14 protein-coding genes and 1 pseudogene are annotated in these 17400 nt (G+C 72.8%); 12 read left to right on the top strand and 3 right to left on the bottom strand.

Annotation, left to right across the window (positions count from 1 at the left end; genetic code table 11):
- Positions 1-150: 150 nt before the first annotated feature.
- On the bottom strand, positions 151-1665 hold the full coding sequence (locus tag ACLQ27_RS31860) for a cell wall anchor protein (protein WP_357573113.1): 1515 nt from the start codon (positions 1663-1665) through the stop codon (positions 151-153).
- Between the two features lie 304 nt (positions 1666-1969).
- Here ACLQ27_RS31860 and rsmD point away from each other — a divergent pair, with 304 nt between their 5' ends.
- From rsmD to ACLQ27_RS31815, 9 genes and pseudogenes are all read left to right on the top strand, one after another.
- A complete protein-coding gene (gene rsmD, locus ACLQ27_RS31855; RefSeq protein WP_425870213.1) occupies positions 1970-2533 on the top strand; it encodes a 16S rRNA (guanine(966)-N(2))-methyltransferase RsmD in 564 nt (187 codons plus the stop codon).
- Positions 2530-3018 (top strand): pantetheine-phosphate adenylyltransferase, encoded by a 489-nt coding sequence (coaD, locus tag ACLQ27_RS31850; RefSeq protein ID WP_234590515.1) that lies wholly within the window; start codon positions 2530-2532, stop codon positions 3016-3018. The genes rsmD and coaD overlap by 4 nt, the downstream gene beginning before the upstream one ends.
- A 278-nt stretch (positions 3019-3296) precedes the next feature.
- Positions 3297-3794, top strand: a complete 498-nt coding sequence (locus tag ACLQ27_RS31845; protein ID WP_234590503.1) for a hypothetical protein — start codon at positions 3297-3299, stop codon at positions 3792-3794.
- Between the two features lie 110 nt (positions 3795-3904).
- The gene (locus ACLQ27_RS31840) at positions 3905-4468 is read left to right on the top strand and encodes a YceD family protein (RefSeq protein WP_234590500.1); all 564 of its coding nucleotides are present in this window, start codon (positions 3905-3907) and stop codon (positions 4466-4468) included.
- Between the two features lie 5 nt (positions 4469-4473).
- Positions 4474-4647 carry a 50S ribosomal protein L32 gene (gene rpmF / locus ACLQ27_RS31835; protein WP_030335284.1) on the top strand — a complete coding sequence of 58 codons (174 nt, stop codon included), beginning with the start codon at positions 4474-4476 and terminating at the stop codon, positions 4645-4647.
- 114 nt (positions 4648-4761) lie between these two features.
- Positions 4762-5748: a phosphate acyltransferase PlsX gene (locus tag ACLQ27_RS31830; protein ID WP_425870210.1), complete on the top strand. Its 987-nt coding sequence runs from the start codon at positions 4762-4764 to the stop codon at positions 5746-5748.
- Positions 5745-6482, top strand: a pseudogene (gene rnc, locus ACLQ27_RS31825) (ribonuclease III); the annotation flags it as partial. The gene ACLQ27_RS31830 and the pseudogene rnc, both read left to right, overlap by 4 nt.
- Positions 6483-6684: 202 nt before the next feature.
- Entirely contained in the window at positions 6685-7542 is an 858-nt protein-coding gene (gene mutM, locus ACLQ27_RS31820) for a bifunctional DNA-formamidopyrimidine glycosylase/DNA-(apurinic or apyrimidinic site) lyase (RefSeq protein ID WP_425870209.1), read from the top strand.
- Between the two features lie 221 nt (positions 7543-7763).
- Positions 7764-9989 carry an MMPL family transporter gene (locus ACLQ27_RS31815; RefSeq protein ID WP_357498075.1) on the top strand — a complete coding sequence of 742 codons (2226 nt, stop codon included), beginning with the start codon at positions 7764-7766 and terminating at the stop codon, positions 9987-9989.
- A 154-nt stretch (positions 9990-10143) separates the two neighbouring features.
- Here the strand turns inward: ACLQ27_RS31815 and ACLQ27_RS31810 are convergent, their stop codons facing one another.
- Together ACLQ27_RS31810 and ACLQ27_RS31805 are read right to left on the bottom strand one after the other, a co-directional pair.
- Entirely contained in the window at positions 10144-10986 is an 843-nt protein-coding gene (locus ACLQ27_RS31810) for an endo alpha-1,4 polygalactosaminidase (protein ID WP_357498073.1), read from the bottom strand.
- A gap of 116 nt (positions 10987-11102) precedes the next feature.
- Positions 11103-12224, bottom strand: a complete 1122-nt coding sequence (locus ACLQ27_RS31805; RefSeq protein ID WP_357498071.1) for a CAP domain-containing protein — start codon at positions 12222-12224, stop codon at positions 11103-11105.
- A gap of 374 nt (positions 12225-12598) precedes the next feature.
- Between ACLQ27_RS31805 and ACLQ27_RS31800 the strand changes: the two genes are divergently transcribed.
- From ACLQ27_RS31800 to ACLQ27_RS31790, 3 genes are all read left to right on the top strand, one after another.
- A complete protein-coding gene (locus ACLQ27_RS31800) occupies positions 12599-12793 on the top strand; it encodes a hypothetical protein (RefSeq protein ID WP_007456482.1) in 195 nt (64 codons plus the stop codon).
- 370 nt (positions 12794-13163) lie between these two features.
- A complete protein-coding gene (gene smc, locus ACLQ27_RS31795; RefSeq protein WP_425870206.1) occupies positions 13164-16778 on the top strand; it encodes a chromosome segregation protein SMC in 3615 nt (1204 codons plus the stop codon).
- Positions 16778-17398, top strand: a complete 621-nt coding sequence (locus ACLQ27_RS31790) for an HAD family hydrolase (protein ID WP_234590090.1) — start codon at positions 16778-16780, stop codon at positions 17396-17398. Before smc ends, ACLQ27_RS31790 begins: the two co-directional genes overlap by 1 nt.
- Positions 17399-17400 lie beyond the last annotated feature (2 nt).

Below are 17400 nucleotides of genomic sequence, written 5' to 3'. Positions count from 1 at the left end.
GCTCGGTGAGCGGCTGCTGCGCCCCGCGCTGGTCGCGGTCGCGGATCCGGAATAGTGCGAGACAGTGACCGGGCCGTGCCCGCCCCCCCCCCCCGGCGGGGGGTGGCCCGGGGGGGCCCCCCCCGCCCTCGGTCTTCAGCGCAGGTCAGGTCAGGCGGTGAAGGTCACCCGACGCCGACGGGCGATGACGAAGAGCACCGCGCCCGCGATCAGCAGGGCGATCGCGCCGGCAGCGATGCCGCCCGCGGCCGCACCGGTGACCGGGAGGCCCGGCTGGTCGTCGCCGCCGCCGCCACCGCTACCGCCGCAGTTGCCCTCCGGCGTGTAGACGGCTTCGAGCTCCAGGTCCAGGTCCGGCAGGGTGACGAGCGCCGACTCGGCCTTGCCAGCCTTGAAGGTCACCGTCTCCGACGCGCCGGCCGCGACCGTACGGGTCTCGGTCTTGTCGCCGTAGGTGAAGGTGGTCTTCACCGGCATGCCACCCTCGGGGTTGGTGACGGTGAGGGCGAACTCCTTGCAGTCGGCCTTGGTGGTGACGGCCGGCAGCGGGCAGTCCTCGGGACGCGTCCACGAGTACGTGCCGTTCTCGATGACCTTGCCGTCGACCAGGACCTCGATCTTGCTGGCGTCGGCGGCGGGCACCACGATGCTGGTGTCGGCCTTGCCGGGGGCAACGGAGACCTTCTTGGTGAAGCCGTTCTCACCCTTGACCTCGAACTCGACGGCGTACTTGCTGATCTTGCCGTCGTTGCTCAGCGACACCGCGACCGAACCGTCGCAGTTGGACGCGAAGGTCGAGGCCGGGGTGACGCAGCTCTTGCTGCCGCCGTTGTACCAGCCCTGCGGGCCCTTGGAGCGGTTGCCCGGGGCGCCCGGCGAGCCGAGCTTCTTGTTGTCGTAGCGCTTGCCGCCGTCGACGATCTCGTCGATGACCTGGTCCTTGTCGCCCCAGATGAGGTCGACCTGGGTGTGGCAGTCGGGGATCTCGACGTTCAGCGTGATCTCGGTCTGGGTGGCGCTGACGAAGTCGCTGTCCGGCGTGCCGTAGACGTACTGCGGGGTCGCGAACTGCGGCCGGGGCGCGAAGTACGACACCAGCGTGAAGTACTGCTTGCCGTCGCCGCAGAGCGGCAGGTCACCGTCGAGCTTGACGGTGGCGGTGCCCTTCGGGCCGTCGAACGTGTGGCTGTACGTGGCCTTGCTGACGTCGACGCACTTCGGCGCCGGTGCGCAGGACTGGTCGGCAGGGATGGTGATGCTGCCGTCGTTGGTGGCTTCCTTGCCGTTCTTCTTCCACTTGCCGAACACCACGAGCTTGGCGCTGGCGGTGTTGCCCGGCACCCGCTGGACGGCCTGCACGAAGCCGCCCTTCTTGATGACGTAACCCTGCAGCGGCACCGCCTCGGCGCCCTCGACGGGCACGGTCACCGGCGTCGCCGGGTCCGCGGTCACCCTCTGGAGCGTCACAGCCTTGTCGCGCTCGCTGTTCTCCACCTTCCACGTGATCACGCGCTCGCCGCTCTGCCGGTCGCAGTCGACGGTGGCGCTGATCGTGGTGTGGTGTGCGCTGGCTGGGGCGGCTACCGCGACGACCCCGGTGAGGCCGACGATGGCGGCTCCCAGGATGGCCAGCGGTCGCCGGAGCGACAGCTTGGGACGGATCACGGGTACTCCTGGAGTGCTGAAGCGTCAGGGGTGTGGCACGGGAGAGACAGTGGACGGTCACCGCACGTCCGATCGGAGAGGCGCCCTCCCGAGCCGTGGGCCGGCGTGTTCTCGCCGGCACCCGGCAGACCCTAGCGATATCGCCCCGCGTGATACAGCGCTCAGGATTTGCTAAGACTGATGTTATGAACTTGAGATCATTGATATACGAGAAGTGATCACGTCATCCTCGTGGCGGTACCGACCGTGTCGGAAGCGGTCCCGAGGGGTCGCGTAGCGTCGGGGTCATGAGCAGGAGGAGACGGTGACCCGGATCGTGGCCGGGACGCTCGGTGGCCGGCGGATCGCCGCGCCGCCCGGCGCCGGCACCCGACCCACGTCCGACCGGGTCCGGGAGGCGCTGTTCAGTGCCGTCGAGTCCGAGGTCGACCTCGACGGCGCGCGCTTCGCCGACCTGTACGCCGGTTCCGGCGCGGTCGGGCTGGAGGCGCTGTCCCGGGGCGCCCGGCACGTCCTGCTGGTCGAGTCCGACCCGCGGGCGGCCCGGGTGATCCGGGAGAACGTGGCGACCCTGCGGGCCGGTCCGGCCGTACGACTGGTCGCCGGCAGGGTGGCGACCGTGCTCGCCGCCGGCCCGGACGGTGGCCCGTACGACGTGGTCTTCGCCGACCCGCCCTACGCCGTGCCGGACGCGGAGATCACCGCGCTGCTGACGACGCTCGTCGACGGCGGCTGGCTGGCGCCCGACGCGCTCGTGGTGGTGGAGCGGTCCCGCCGCACCAGGCAGTTCGAGTGGGTGGAGGGGATCACCCCCGAGCGCAGTCGCCGGTACGGCGAGACCACCCTTTGGTACGGTCGCCGATCATGAGACGTGCGGTGTGTCCCGGCTCGTTCGACCCGGTCACCAACGGACACCTCGACATCATCGGCCGCGCGAGTCGGCTGTTCGATGAGGTGATCGTCGGCGTGCTGGTGAACCAGTCGAAGAGCGGCCTGTTCACCGTCGAGGAGCGGATCGAGATGCTCCGCGAGGTGACCTCCTCGTACGGCAACGTGCGGGTCGAGTCCTTCCGGGGGCTGCTCGTCGACTTCTGCCGCGCCCAGCAGGCGAGCGTGCTGATCAAGGGGCTGCGGGCGGTCAGCGACTTCGACTACGAGTTGCAGATGGCCCAGATGAACATCGGGCTGGCCGGGGTCGAGACGCTCTTCATGCCGACCAATCCGCTCTACTCGTTCCTCTCCTCCAGCCTCGTCAAGGACGTGGCCAAGTGGGGCGGCGACATCTCCGCCCACGTCCCGGACCCGGTCCGCGAGGCCCTGCAGTCCCGCCTGGGCCCCCCACCCCTGGCCTGACCCCGGCCCGGCGCTCCTCCATCCCGCGCCGATCTTGCACTTACCGACCCCGGATCGCCCCCTTTCGGGGTGCTTTGCCGCGACCGAAACTGCAAGATCGACGCGGCAGGGGAGTGCGAGGCGGGGAGCGCGGGGGCGGGGAGTGACCATGTCGCGACTCGCCGGGTTGGGGTGAGTGGGGCGGTGGTGGGGCGGGCACGACATGATTGGTCGAGCAGGAACCCGGCCGTGGCCCGCATCATGGAGGTCGGCCGACGAACGACAGGAGTGAGGTACCGGTGGACCCGCTCGATCGCATCGACGAACTGATCGCCATGGTGGAGCAGGCGCGCTCCGTCCCGATGTCGCGCAACAACTGCATGGTCGACCGGGGCGAGATGATCGCCGCCCTGGACGAGATGCGCGCCGACCTCCCCGCCGACCTGCGTCGGGCCGCCGCGCTCCTCGAGGAGCGCGACAAGATCATGGACGCCGGCAAGCGCGAGGCGGACCGGATCATCAGCGAGGGTGAGGCAGAACACGCCCGCCTCGTATCGGTGAACGAGATCACCGTGTCCGCCGAGCACGAGGGCGCCCGGATCATCGCCGAGGCCCGCGCCGAGGCCCAGCGCCTGCGCGAGGAGGTCGACGACTACGTCGACACCGCGCTGGCCAACTTCGAGCAGTTCCTCACCCGGGCCCTCGCCTCGATAGAGCGGGGCCGCGACAAGATGCACGCGCTGCGGGAGATCGGCACCTTCGGTGGGGATGAGGCGGAACGCCCGCTACCCTTCTGAGCGGCACCTCACCAGCCGACATTCTCACCTCAGGCGTCCCCCCGGTTCGACGGTCCGGCGGTCGCCCAGGTAACCTTTTTTGTCGGCCTCTCACCGGCCGGAGTCTGACTATGCCCAAGCACTCGCCATCGACACTCGACCCCAGGTCGCCGCTGGTCCTCGACACGAGGGACCTGCCGCGTCGCCCTGGCGCGTTGCGTGAGGTCCAGCGGGTCGTGCCGGCACCGGCGGACCTCGGTGTGGAGTTGATCGGCGTGCCGGAGGGCGCGGACCTCAACCTCGATCTGAGGTTGCAGTCGGTGTCCGAGGGTGTGCTCGTCTCCGGGACCATCACCGGTCCCATCCGGGGCGAGTGCGGGCGTTGCCTGCGCGAGATCAACGAATCGATGGCCGTGACGATCCAGGAGCTGTACGCGTACGAGAACAGCACCACGGACGCCACGACCGACGAGGACGAGGTGGGCCGGATGCAGGGCGATCTGATCGACCTGGAGCCGGCGCTGCGGGACGCGTTGGTGCTCACGCTGCCGACCAACCCGCTCTGCCGGGAGGACTGCCCTGGACTGTGCCCCGAATGCGGGGCGCACTGGGACGATCTGCCGGCCGACCACAGTCACCAGCAGATCGACCCGCGTTGGGCGGGCCTGACGCAACTGACCCGTACAGAGGAGTAAGAACCGTGGCCGTCCCCAAGCGCAAGATGTCGCGCAGCAACACCCGGTCCCGCCGGGCGAACTGGAAGGCGACCGTGGTCGCGACCGTCGCGTGCCCGCAGTGCAAGTCCCCGAAGCTGCCGCACGCCGCCTGCTCCGTCTGCGGCACCTACAACGGCCGCCAGGTTCTCGAGGTCTGACCTGGACGCCGAGTGACGCCCCCGACCCCGGGTCGGGCGGCGCGCGCACCCTGGCATTCGCCCGGTGCCCCGGCTCCCTCCGACGCTGGCCGGCCCAACCCGGCCGGTGTTCCGGTGGAGCCGGGCACCGCGCGGATCGCCGTTGACCTCCTCGGCGGGGACGACGCTCCCGCCGTCGTGGTTGACGGCGCTCTGCGGGCCGTGCGCGCCGATCCCGATCTGCACCTGCTGCTCGTCGGTCCGACCGAGGTCGCCGACGCGCTGATCGCTGCCCTCGCCCCGACCGAGCGGGCCCGGATCACGGTCCGACCGGTCCGCTCCGCAGTCGGCATGGCCGACCATCCCAGCGCCGCCCGCTCGGAGAGCACCGTCCGGGCCGCCGTCACCGCCGTGCGCGACGGCACCGCCGACGCCCTCGTCTCGGCCGGCGCGACAGGCGCCACGGTCACCGCCGCCGTGCTCGGGCTCGGGCGCTGGCCGGAGATCCGCCAACCCGCCCTGGTCGCCACCCTGCCCGCGGTCGCCGGGCCGGTGGTGCTGCTCGACGTCGGCGGCTCGCTGGAACCCCGCCCCGCCACCCTGGCCCGACACGCCGTGCTCGGCGCCGCGTACGCCGCGGTGGCCCACTCGGTCGTCGCGCCACGGGTCGGCCTGCTCTCGGTCGGCACCGAGGCCGGCAAGGGCGACCGGGTACGCCGGGCCACCGACCCCCTGCTCGCCGTCGAACCGCTGCCCTGCGAGGCACGCTACGTCGGCCTGGTCGAGGGGTACGACGTGTCTCTCGGCGCGCGTGCCGATGTGGTGGTCACCGACGGCTTCACCGGTAACGTGCTGCTCAAGGCGATCGAGGGCGCGTACGCGATGGCCGGCGGCCCGCCCGTCAGCGGTGGCGCCCCCCGGGCGGCCGCCCTGCTCGGCGTCGCCGGGACGGTCGTCGTCTGTCACGGCTCCGCTCGCGCCGACGACATCGCCTCCGGCATCGCTCTCGCCGCCCACCTGTGGCGACGCCGTGCCACCGAACTGGTCTCCGCGTTGCTCGACGGCGACGCCGCGACGGACCGCACCGACCGCTCCACCGACACCGAGGTACGCACATCATGAGCATCGACAAGCGGCGGCGGGCGTCCGTCGGTCACCTGGAAGCCGCGTTCGGCGTCAGCCTGGAGCCGGACCTGCTGGAACGCGCGCTGACCCACCGCTCGTACGCGTACGAGAACGGCGGCCTGCCGACGAACGAGCGGCTGGAGTTCCTCGGCGACTCGGTCCTCGGCGTGGTGATCACCACGGCGCTGTTCCACAACCACCCGGACCTGCCCGAGGGGCAGTTGGCGAAGCTGCGGGCGAGCGTGGTCAACATGCGGGCGCTCGCCGACGTGGCCCGTGGCCTGGGCCCGGACGGCCTCGGCGCGTACCTGCTGCTCGGCAAGGGCGAGGAGACCACCGGTGGCCGGGACAAGGCGAGCATCCTCGCCGACACCCTGGAGGCGCTGCTGGGCGCCATCTACCTCCAGTACGGGTTGGACACCGCCGGGATCGTGATCCACCGGCTCTTCGACCCGTTGATGGCCGAGTCGGCCGGTCGCGGCGCCGCCCTGGACTGGAAGACCAGCCTCCAGGAGTTGACCGCCGCGCTCGGTCTCGGCGTGCCCGAGTACCGGATCGAGGGCACCGGACCGGACCATCTCAAGACGTTCACCGCCTGGGTCGTGGTGGCCGGCAACCGGTACGGCGGCGCCGAGGGGCGCAGCAAGAAGGAAGCCGAGCAGCGGGCCGCCGAGGCGGCCTGGCGGATGCTCACCGAGCAGCACGAGCGGAACACCCAGCAGGACGGGTCCGACCAGGGCGAGCCGTCGGAGCCGCTGGACAGCGCCGAGCAGGCGGCCCGGGCCGAGGAGGCCGACCACCTGGCGCAGGCCATGCCGGCCGACGTGGCGGACCAGCAGACGCCGCCCGAGCGGCCGATGTCCGCCAACGGCGGCGGCCCGGTCGAGGCCCGCGACGTCGAGGCCCCGACCGGCCGCGAGACGGGCGTACGCCGTGCCTGAGCTGCCCGAGGTGGAGACCGTCCGGCAGGGGCTGGCCCAGTGGGTCACCGGCCGGCGGATCGCCTCGGTCGAGGTTCGACACCCGCGCGCCGTCCGGCGGCACGTCCCCGGCGGGGCGCACTTCGCCGACGTGCTCGCCGGCCGGACCATCGTGGACGTGCGCCGACGCGGCAAGTACCTGTGGCTTCCGCTGGACAGCGGCGACGCAGTGGTCGGGCACCTGGGCATGTCGGGTCAGTTGCTGCTCCAGCCGCCCGGCACACCTGACGAGACCCACCTGCGGGTGCGGTTCCGGTTCGCCGACGACGGGCCCGAGCTGCGCTTCGTCGATCAGCGCACGTTCGGCGGGCTCGCGGTCAGCGAGGGCGGCGCCGACCTCCCCGCGGAGATTGCGCACATCGCCCGCGACCCGATGGACCCGGAGTTCTCCGACGCGGCGTTCGTCGCCGCGCTGCGCCGCCGACGGACCGAGGTGAAGCGGGCCCTGCTCGACCAGACGCTGATCTCCGGCGTGGGCAACATCTACGCCGACGAGGCGCTCTGGCGTGCCGGGCTGCACGGCGCCCGCCCCACCGACGCGCTGACCGGGCCCGCCGCGCAGCGTCTGCTCGGCCACGTCCGCGACGTGCTCGCGGAGGCGGTCAAGGTGGGCGGCACCAGCTTCGACGCCCTCTACGTGAACGTCAACGGCGAGAGCGGCTACTTCGACCGGGCGCTGAACGCCTACGGCCGCGAGGGCGAGCCGTGCCGGCGGTGCGGAGCGCCGATCCGGCGCGAGTCCTTCATGAACCGCTCGTCGTTCAGCTGCCCGCGCTGCCAGCCCCGGCCTCGGGGTGCCCTTCGGGGATGACCCGGAGCCGGCTCCGGGTCGGCACCGGCGGGTCGCGGCCGGACGCTCCGGGCCCCACCCCGGCGTACGCCCGAATCGCGGTTGATGCCCGTCCGGCGGGCCCGCCGCCCTCGGCGGACCGACTCCGGGGCGGACGGGGGCCGTTCCCCGATGTGACCGCCTCGTCACGCCCCTAACGTCAGCACGGTTGACAGGGGGTCGACGTGACAGGGGGACACGAGATGGGCAACAGACCGGTGACGGTGCGGATGGCGCGGTGGAGCGCCGAGCATCCGTGGCGGGCGATCGCGTTGTGGGTCGTGTTCGTGGCGGTGTGTTTCGTCGGCGGTAACGCCGCCGGTCTCTCCGAGGCCACCAGCGGGGACCAGGCGATCGGCGAGGCCGGGCGGGCCAGCCTCATCGTGGACGACGGCGCCTTCGACGACCCGGCCGTGGAGAACGTCCTGATCACCTCCCGGGGCGGCGCCCTGGACCCGGCGGCGGCGAAGGCGGCCGCCGACGACGCGGCGGCCCGGCTGCGCACGGTCACCGGGGTCGCCGAGGTCGGCCCGCCGGTCACGGCGCGGGACGGGTCCGCCCTGCTGCTGCCGATCACCATGGCCGGTGACCCGGAGACCGCCTCGGACCGGGTGCAGCCGCTGCGCGACGCCACCGCCACCGTGCAGGGCGCGCACCCGCAGCTGCGCGTCGAGCAGGTCGGCGGGCCGTCGATCGGCCAGGCGCTGGACGACACTCTGGGCAAGGACTTCGAGCGTGCCGAGCTGCTGAGCCTGCCGGTCACCCTGGCCATCCTGATCATCGCGTTCGGCGCGCTGATCGCGGCCAGCGTGCCGGTGCTGCTGGCGCTCTCCTCGGTCGCCGCCGCGATGGGCCTGTCCACCCTCGCCTCGCACCTCGTGCCGGCCACCGACACCACGTCACCGGTGATCCTGCTGATCGGCATGGCGGTGGGGGTCGACTACTCGCTGTTCTACATCCGTCGGGAGCGGGAGGAACGGGCCAAGGGCCGCTCCGGCCTGGACGCGGTGGAGATCGCCGCGGAGACCTCCGGGCACGCCGTGGTGGTCTCCGGCTTCGCCGTGATCATCGCGATGGCCGGGCTGTTCCTCGCCGGCGATGTGGTCTTCTCGTCCCTGGCCGTCGGCTCGATCCTGGTGGTCGCTGTCGCGGTGACCGGCTCGCTGACCGTGCTGCCGGCCCTGCTGGCCAGGCTGGGCCGCTGGGTCGACCGGCCCCGGGTGCCGCTGCTCTGGCGGTTGACCGCGCCGCGCACCGGCCGGCACGGCGAGCCGCGTACGCCCCGGCTCTGGCCGGCGGTGCTCCGTCCCGCGCTGCGCGCCCCGGTGGCGACGCTCGTCATCTCGGTCGGTCTGCTGCTCGCGCTTGCCGTGCCGGCGCTCGGCATGAAGCTGAAGTTCCCCGGCATGGAGGACCTGCCGCGCACCACGCCGGCCATGCAGGCGTACGACCGGCTCACCGCGGCCTTCCCGAGCACCGGCACCAACCACGTGGTGGCCGTCCGGGCGCCGGCCGAGCAGGCCGACCGGGTCAACGCGGCGCTCACCGACCTGGCCGCCCGCGCCAGCGGTGACCCGCTGTTCGCCCCCACCGAGGCGGACGGCCCGAAGATCAAGGTGTCGGCCGACCACCGGGTGTCGGTGCTGGACGTCGCCACCCCGTACGCCAGCCGCGACGAGCGGTCGGTGCAGTCACTGGAGAAGTTGCGGGCCGACCTGGTCCCGGCCGAGCTGCGGGGGATCCCCGGGATCGAGTACGCGGTCGGCGGGAGCGTGGCCGACAGCGAGGACTACGCGTCGCACGTGCGCGACAAGCTGCCGCTGGTGATGGGCTTCGTGCTGGTGCTCACCTTCCTGGTCATGACGTTCACCTTCCGCTCGGTGGTGGTGGCGGCCAGCTCGATCGTGCTGAACCTGCTCTCCGCCGGCGCCGCGTACGGGTTGCTGGTGCTGGTCTTCCAGGGGGAGTGGGCCGAGGGGCTGCTCGGCTTCACCTCGATGGGCGCGATCGTCTCCTGGCTGCCGCTGTTCCTGTTCGTGGTGCTCTTCGGCCTCTCGATGGACTACCACGTCTTCGTGGTGAGCCGGATCCGCGAGGGCGTGCGGGCCGGCATGTCCAACCGCGACGCGGTGTCGTACGGCATCACGTCGTCGGCCGGGGTGGTGACCAGCGCGGCGATCGTCATGGTCGGGGTGTTCTCGATCTTCGCCACGCTGAGCACGATCGACATGAAGCAGCTCGGCATCGGCCTGGCGGCGGCGATCCTGCTGGACGCCACGATCATCCGGGGAGTGGTGCTGCCCGCCCTGATGACCATGCTCGGTGACGCGAACTGGTGGGCTCCGCGGTTCCTGCGCCGAAGCCCGGCGCCGGTGCCCGCGCCCACCGACCCGCCGGCGCCCGCGCCGGAGCTGGTGCCCGTCTCCTGAGTGGCCGGTCGTCTCTCGTGCCGGGCCGCGATCCGCGGCCCGGTACGTGCCGTCCGGATGCCACCCGGGGCCTCGCGCCGCAGGATTGACCGAGCAGCCCCCGTTCGCCACCGCGGACGGGGGCACCACCGTGTCGGCCGACCGCGACCGGGCGTCACGGCAGCGCGCAGGGTTCCCGCCAGGCGTCCAACGCCCGGTTCTTGCGCATGGACGCGAAGCCGTAGCCGACCGTGGTGACGCAGAAGTCGTCGGTCGAGCCGGTGTACTCGACGTGGAAGACCGGCTTGCCCGCGTCCACGAACGGCAGCAGCTTGGCGCACTGGTCCAGCCGGACGCACTCCTCGTTGACCACGAAGTCGAAGTCCGGTGCCAGCGCCGCGAGCTGCGGAACGTCGTTGACCAGCCCGGGGGAGAGGTCCAGTGTGCGGGCCAGCCGGGCCAGCCGGCGGTTGAACAGCAGCTGGTCGTCGAAGCCGAGCGGGAAGCCGCTGCGGTGGGCGTACCCGTCGGCGTCGGAGAGAGCGACCGCGCCGAAGCCCTTGCCCCGGCACAGCCGGAACCTGTCGGCCAGCACCGGCTCCAACGCGTCCCACCCGCGGACGTCAAGCCACCGGCTGCCGGGCTCCGGGCCGGCCGCGCCCCGCACGGCGGCGGGCACCCGGCTGGCGTCCGGGTCGGTCGGGCGCAGCGAGCCGACGGACACCTGGCAGATCAGCCGGCGGTCACGGGTGCGTAGTTCGGCCGTCTGCGCGGCGGTGGTTGCCACCGGGTCGAGCAGGAAGACGTCGGCGTCCACCGTCTCATCGAGCGGGCCGTCGAGCTGCCACTGCCACTGCCAGTGGCGGGCCTGGGTGGCCGGCCACTGGGTGGGCGCCCCCGGCGGGATCAGCTCGCGCCGACATCCGTACGCCGGCAGCACCAGGATGAGCACGACGCCGGCCGACACGATCCGGCGCAGCGGGCGTGCGGCGGCACGTCGCCGCAGCCGGATCCGCATCGGCAGCCCCCGGGTCCCGGGCGGCGGGTCGCCGCCCACACCGGCACGCCGCCCCCACGTCCGGTCCGGCGTGCCTCACCGGGTCCAACGAGCGCGGGGGCGCGGACGACGCGCTCTCAGCGCGGCGCCGCGAAGACCTGCGTCCAGTACGGCCCGTTGCTGCTGGCGATGCCGACGCCGATCTCGGTGAACGCGCAGTTGAGGATGTTGGCCCGGTGCCCGGAGCTGTTCATCCAGGCGTCCATCACGGCGGTCGGCGTCTTCTGGTTCCATGCCACGTTCTCGCCGTAGGTGCGCCAGGCGTAGCCGACGCGGTCCAGCCGGACTCCGGTGTTGCTGCCGTCGCTGCCGGTGTGCGACATGTTCTGGTGGTCGGCCTGGTCCTGGCTGTGCCGCTGCGCGGCGGTCATCAGCTTGTCGTCGACGCTCAGCGCCTTGCAGCCGGCCTTGGCGCGCTCGGCGTTGACCAGGTCCACCACCTCCTGGGCCTGGGCGCTGAGGCTGCCGCTGGCGCCCCCGGAGCCACTGGTGGTGCTCGGGGCCTTGCTGCGCTCGGCGCTGCGCCGGGAGGTGGCGGTGGTCCGCGACGCGGCCGGGGTGGGCTTGACCACCTTGCTCGGCGACGGGCTCGGCCGTGCCGAGCTGGGCGAGCTGGTCGGGGAGGGGGCGACCAGGGTGTCGAGTGCCGGCTCGTCCGTCGGGACGGCGGGCGCGGCGGCGACGGTGTCGTCGACGGCGGTCGGCTCGTCGGCCGGGCCGTTCCCGCCGGGCATCGCGAGCGCGCCGACGCCGACACTCACCACGAGGGTGGCTGCCGCGGCCGCGCCGCCGATCATCAACGGGCGACGCCAGCGCCGGGGCGAGCGGTGCCGACCGCTGCCGGTCCGCCCGTCGCCGGCGGCCTCCGTGATCCCGCCGCCGGGGGAGTACGCGTCGGTCTCGGCGTGCCACCCGTCGACGATCTCCGTGGGCCGCGCGTCGCCGCGCCAGCCGTCGGTCGGTTCGTCGCCCCGTTCCTGGTCCCGCCAGCCGTCGGTCGGCGCCTCCACGGGCGCGGGCTGCCAGCGCGCGGTGGGCTCCGCGCGGTGCCACTCGTCGCCGGGCTGGTCGGGGTCGTCGCCGAACAGGTAGGCCGAGCGGGGCTCCGGGCGGTCGCGCAGCCAGTCCGGCTCGTCGGTCGGCCGCTCGGCACGCCGGGAGGCGCCGTTCGGGTCCATCGGGTCGGTCCAGCCGTACACGCCTGTGCCTCCACGGGGTCGGTTGCGGGCCGGGGTGACGCTACGACTCGCCCGCGAGCTGCGGCAACGTGGCTAAGGAAGAGTTAAGAGGAAGTCGGACGCCAAGGCGCTGACTTCCCCGAATCCGGGCGTACAGTAAAGGCGTCCGGACAGAGCGTGTCCGTGCCTTGCGGCAGCCCCCCCGACAAGTGGACAGGTCGACGTAGAGATGATCTACGGCCTGCGAGAACTTGACGAAGGAGGGGTTTGCGGCTCAATATATAGGTGTCGCCAGTCGCGCCCGGTCATGCCCAGATACAGCTGGAATGACAGCCGCGTACAAAATTGGGCGCGCGTTGGCCGGCCTTTCCGGCAGCGCATATCAAGGAGTCAGCATGGCGAAGGCCCTCTACGGCCACGTAGGTGCAGCGCCCGACCGGCGTCTGCTCGACGAGGTCACCCGACTGCGTGCCAGGGTTCAGGCACTGGAGTTCGAGATCACGCGTCTGCGTGCCGACAATGATCGGCTCGCGGCGGCTGCGGCGGAAGCGGACGACCTGCTCCGTCTCGCCGAGCCGGCGCTGACCTGATCTTCAGCGCGGAAAACTGAATCGCAGCACCACCGCAAAAATGCGCGCCGACACCTCCGTGCCGGCGCGCAACGCTGTCCGGCGCCTTTCGTGGCCGACCATTTGTGATCTTGTAACCGGCGCCGCGATAACCGCCGCGCAGTTTCGCCGAAACAGCCGGGCGGCGGGCCGATCATGAGCGTTGTTTGTCTTTCCCGGTCCCGCCGTGACAACAGCGCGCTCGGCCCACTGTCACCCTCCGCGCCGTCCGCCGGGGCGGCCCGGGGCGGGTCGCGTGCCGGGTCGGTCCCGCCATCGGGTTAGTCTGCGGGTTCACCCAGGTCCGCGCAGCCGGCGACGGTACGGCGGCCACCGGACGAGGATCGAGTAGGTGTATCTCAAGAGCCTGACGGTGAAGGGCTTCAAATCCTTCGCCTCCGCGACGACGTTGAAGCTGGAGCCCGGGATCACCTGCGTGGTGGGCCCGAACGGCTCCGGCAAGTCCAACGTCGTCGACGCCATCGCCTGGGTGCTCGGCGAGCAGGGCGCCAAGGCGCTGCGCGGCGGCAAGATGGAGGACGTCATCTTCGCCGGCACCGCCGGCCGTGCGCCGCTGGGCCGGGCCGAGGTCACCCTCACCATCGACAACACCGACGGCGCGCTGCCCATCGAGTACACCGAGGTCTCCATCACCCGCCGGATGTTCCGCTCCGGCGAGAGCGAGTACGAGATCAACGGCAACTCGTGCCGCCTGCTCGACATCCAGGAGCTGCTGTCCGACTCCGGCATCGGCCGGGAGATGCACATCATCGTCGGTCAGGGCCGGCTCGACGGCATGCTGCACGCCAAGCCGGAGGACCGCCGGTCGTTCATCGAGGAGGCGGCAGGCGTCCTCAAGCACCGCAAGCGCAAGGAAAAGGCGCTGCGCAAGCTCGACGCGATGCAGGTGAACCTCAACCGCCTGACCGACCTCACGGCCGAGCTGCGCCGCCAGCTCAAGCCGCTGGGCCGGCAGGCGGAGGTGGCCCGGCGTGCCGCCGCCATCCAGGCCAACCTGCGCGACGCCCGGTTGCGACTGCTCGCCGACGACCTGGCCACGCTGCGGACCACCCTGGACCGGGAGATCGCCGACGAGACGGCGTTGCGGGAGCGACGCGAGCAGATCGAGGGCGAGCACACCGAGGTGCAGGGCCGCCTCGGCGAGTTGGAGGCCGCCCTCGCCGAGGACGCGCCGCTGCTCGCCGCCGCGCAGGACACCTGGTACAAGCTCTCCGCCCTGCAGGAACGCTTCCGCTCGATCGAGCAACTGGCCCGGGAGCGGCTGCGGCACCTCAGCGCCACCGGCGACGACGAGCGGCCCGGCCGCGACCCGGACCAGCTGGAGGCCGAGGCCGAACGGGTCCGCGAGCAGGAGGAGGAGCTGCGCGCGGCGCTCACCGACGACCAGATCCGGCTGGCCGAGGCCGTCGAGCACCGTCAGGAGCTGGAACGGCAGCTCGCCGCCGCCGAGCGGGAGCTGGTGGCCGCCGCCAAGGCCATCGCCGACCGGCGCGAGGGCATGGCCCGGCTCACCGGCCAGGTCAACTCGGCACGGGCCCGGACCACGAGCGCCGGCGAGGAGATCGAACGCCTCGCCGTCGCGCACGCCGACGCGCTGGGCCGCGCAGAGCAGGCGCAGGCCGACCTGGACGCGGTTGCCGCGCAGTCCACCGAGGCGGACCGGGACAACGCCGACCTGGACGCCCGGCACGCCGAGGCGGTCGCCGTCCAGGACCGGGCACAGGCGACCGTCCGGTCGCTGACCGACGCCGAGCGGGCCGCCGAGAAGGACGCCGCCACCTGGAAGGCCCGAGAGGAGGCGCTCGCCCTCGGTCTGCGGCGCAAGGACGGCGCGGGAGCGCTGCTCGCCCGCGCGGGGGACGTACCGGGCCTGCTGGGTAGTCTCGCCGGGTTGCTCACCGTCGCGCCGGGGCACGAGGCCGCGCTGGCCGCCGCACTCGGTGGGCTCGCCGACGCGGTCGCCGTCAGCGGGGTGGACGAGGCCGTCGAGGCGATGCGCCTGCTGAAGATCTCCGACGCCGGCCGGGCCGGCCTGCTGGTCGGCAGCCCGGCGGGGCCCGGCATGACCGGCTCGGCCGACGCGCTGCGTCCGAAGCTGCCCGACGGCGCCCGCTGGGCACCCGACCTCGTCGAGTGCGCCGACGAGCTGCGCCCCGCCGTGCACCGGGCGCTGCGCGACGTGGCGCTGGTCGACGATCTCGCCGCCGCGGCCGAGCTGGTCGCCGGCAACCCCGAGCTGCGGGCCGTCACCCCCGACGGGGACGTGGTCGGGGCGTACGCGGCGGCCGGCGGGTCGGCCAAGGCCCCCAGCTACATCGAGGTGCAGGCAGCCGTCGAGGAGGCCCGCACCAATCGGCTCGCCGCCGAACAGGCCGGTGCCGAACTGCGCGACCAGCTCGTCGAGGCGCGTGCCGAGGTGGCCGCCGCCAAGGAGGCCGTGCAGCACGCCGCCGCCGAGAAGCGCGAGGCGGAGAGCCACCGCAACGCCGCCGCCCGCCGGCTCGCCGAGCTGGGCGCGGCCGCCCGCTCGGCCAAGGCGGAGACCGACCGGCTGGGCGAATCCCGGGCCCGTGCCGAGGCGGCCCGGCAGCGGGACCTCGCCACGCTCGACGAGCTGGAGGAACGGCTACGGCTGGCCGAGGAGACCCCGGTCGACGCCGAGCCCTCCACCGAGGAGCGGGACCAGCTCGCCGCAATGGTGCCGCAGGCCCGGCAGAACGAGATGGAGGTCCGGCTCGCCGTGCGTACCGCCGAGGAGCGGGTCTCCTCGATCGCCGGCCGGGCCGACTCCCTCGCCCGGCAGGCCACCGCGGAGCGGGCCGCCCGCGAACGCGCCGCGGCCCGGCGGGCCGCGCGCACCCGGGGCGCGGGCATCGCCCGGGCCGTCGCCGGCGGCGCCCGGGAGGCGCTCACCCGGCTCACCACGTCGATCGCAGTGGCCGAGGAGCACCGCGACGCCGTCGCGCGGGAGCGCGCCGCCCGCGAGGCCGAGCTCCAGGAGGTACGCGGGGCAGCCAAGCGGCTCGGCGCGGAGCTGGAGCGGCTGACCAGCCAGGTGCACCGCGACGAGGTGGCCCGCGCGGAGCAGCGCCTGCGCATCGAGCAGTTGGAGGCGAAGGCCGCCGAGGACTTCGGACTGGACGTGGAGACGCTGGTCGCCGAGTACGGCCCCGCCCAGCCGGTGCCGCCCACCCAGGCCGATGTGGCCCTCGCCGAGCGGGACGGTCTGCCGGTGCCCGAGCCGGTGCGCTACGAGCGGCCGGTGCAGGAGAAGCGGGCCGCCAAGGCGGAACGCGAACTGGCCCTGCTCGGCAAGGTCAACCCGCTGGCGCTGGAGGAGTTCGCCGCGCTGGAGGAGCGCTTCAAGTTCCTCTCCGAGCAGTTGGAGGACCTCAAGGCCACCCGGCGGGACCTGCTGACCGTCGTGAAGGACGTGGACGAGCGGATCCTGGAGGTCTTCGCCAGCGCGTTCGAGGACACGGCCCGGGAGTTCGAGCAGGTGTTCACGGTGCTCTTCCCCGGCGGCGAGGGTCGGCTGATCCTCACCGACCCCGAGGACCTGCTCACCACCGGCGTCGAGGTCGAGGCCCGACCGCCGGGTAAGAAGATCAAGCGCCTGTCGCTGCTCTCCGGTGGCGAGCGGTCGCTGACCGCGGTGGCCATGCTGGTGGCGATCTTCCGCGCCCGGCCCAGCCCGTTCTACATCATGGACGAGGTGGAGGCGGCCCTGGACGACGTGAACCTGGGCCGGCTGATCACGTTGCTGGCACAGTTGCGGGAGAAGAGCCAGCTGATCGTCATCACGCACCAGAAGCGGACGATGGAGATCGCCGACGCGCTCTACGGCGTGACCATGCGCAGCGGGGTCACCCAGGTGATCAGTCAACGGCTCAACCGGGCCGACGAGAACGAGCAGCGGCCCGGCCGCGGCGAGGAGAACGGGTAGTGGCTCGGGAACGCGCGACGGCGCTCCTGCTGGACTTCGACGGCGTACTGCGCCGGTGGGACCCGGCGGTGGCCGCCGGTGTCGAGCGGGAGTACGGCCTCTCCGAGGGGGTGCTCGGCGACATCGCCATGCAGTGGGGGCGGCTCCAGCCGGTGCTCACCGGCCAGGTCAGTCACGCCGCGTGGGTGAGCAGCGTGGCGGACGCCCTGACCGAGTCGGTGGGCAGTCCGGAACGGGCCCGTGCCGCGGTCCAGCAGTGGCAGAGCTACCGGGGAGAGGTCGACCAGGAGGTACTGGCGTTCGTCCGGGAGGTCCGCGCGGCGGGCGTCCGGGTGGGGCTGGGCACCAACGCCACCGACCTGCTCGACACCGACCTGGCCGCGCTCGGCCTGGTCGGCGAGCTGGACGTGGTGGTCAACTCCTCCACGCTCGGGGTGCACAAGCCGACGCCGGAGTACTTCCAGGCCGCCTGCCAGGCGCTGGCCACCCCGCCGGCCCGGGTGCTCTTCGTCGACGACGAGGACTGGGCCGTGCGGGGCGCCCGGTCCGCCGGGCTGTCGGCGCACCGCTGGGGCGGTCACGCCGACCTGCGCTACCTGCGGGCCGCGCTCGCGTACTGAGC

This window comes from Micromonospora sp. DT63 (assembly GCF_049841615.1).
Lineage (GTDB): Bacteria > Actinomycetota > Actinomycetes > Mycobacteriales > Micromonosporaceae > Micromonospora.
The sequence above is the reverse complement of the archived record's forward strand: the minus strand, read 5'-3'. Positions and strand labels throughout refer to the sequence as shown.

What these genes read in the sequence shown, in the direction of transcription:
- coaD (WP_234590515.1), top strand. Translation starts at nt 2,530, where the DNA reads ATGAGACGTGCGGTGTGTCCCGGCTCGTTCGACCCGGTCACCAACGGA.
- ACLQ27_RS31840 (WP_234590500.1), top strand. Translation starts at nt 3,905, where the DNA reads ATGCCCAAGCACTCGCCATCGACACTCGACCCCAGGTCGCCGCTGGTC.
- ACLQ27_RS31815 (WP_357498075.1), top strand. Translation starts at nt 7,764, where the DNA reads ATGGGCAACAGACCGGTGACGGTGCGGATGGCGCGGTGGAGCGCCGAG.
- ACLQ27_RS31810 (WP_357498073.1), bottom strand. Translation starts at nt 10,986, where the DNA reads ATGCGGATCCGGCTGCGGCGACGTGCCGCCGCACGCCCGCTGCGCCGG.
- ACLQ27_RS31800 (WP_007456482.1), top strand. Translation starts at nt 12,599, where the DNA reads ATGGCGAAGGCCCTCTACGGCCACGTAGGTGCAGCGCCCGACCGGCGT.